The sequence below is a fragment of the Candidatus Marinimicrobia bacterium CG08_land_8_20_14_0_20_45_22 genome (genome assembly GCA_002774355.1).
Classification (GTDB): domain Bacteria; phylum Fidelibacterota; class UBA2242; order UBA2242; family UBA2242; genus 0-14-0-20-45-22.
This window is the reverse complement of record PEYN01000014.1, coordinates 746-1104: the sequence shown is the minus strand read 5'-3', so window position 1 is coordinate 1104 and position 359 is coordinate 746. Positions and strand designations below refer to the sequence as shown.

Annotated in this window: 1 protein-coding gene and 1 pseudogene (both running past the window's edge); both read right to left on the bottom strand. The window is 39.3% G+C overall.

Annotated features, from left to right (window positions below; all coding sequences use genetic code 11):
• Window positions 1-124 precede the first annotated feature (124 nt).
• Window positions 125-359: pseudogene (locus COT43_00780) on the bottom strand (hypothetical protein); it runs 20 nt beyond the window's last position.
• The coding region annotated (locus COT43_00775; GenBank protein ID PIS30892.1) for a multifunctional 2',3'-cyclic-nucleotide 2'-phosphodiesterase/5'-nucleotidase/3'-nucleotidase crosses the window boundary (this coding region is incomplete at its 5' end): on the bottom strand, window positions 330-359 show 30 of its 775 nt. The annotated region continues 745 nt past the right edge of the window. The gene COT43_00775 and the pseudogene COT43_00780, both read right to left, overlap by 50 nt.

Below are 359 nucleotides of genomic sequence, written 5' to 3'. Positions count from 1 at the left end.
TAAAATCGTCGTACGTCAAAAAATATTTATTTTCACTTTGGGATAAGGCAGAAGAAAAGATCAGGATCAATATCGAGAATATGCGGGATATACTTCGATTAGTGATACGATATATCGCCATGTTTTATTTTATTTCTTTCCATCGTCCATCAAGCGTCGAGGTGACTGGCGAATATTTACTGACGTAGTCGATCATTGTTTGTCTTAACAACGTCCCCGTAAAAATAACATGTTCCGGCGCTATTTGCGTCAGGCGATCGAATCCAGAATTTCCTTCTGCGAGATAATCGGAAACGGCTAATCTATACATCTTCTTTGGATCAACCGGTTTATCGCCAATCAAAAAAGACACAACACGG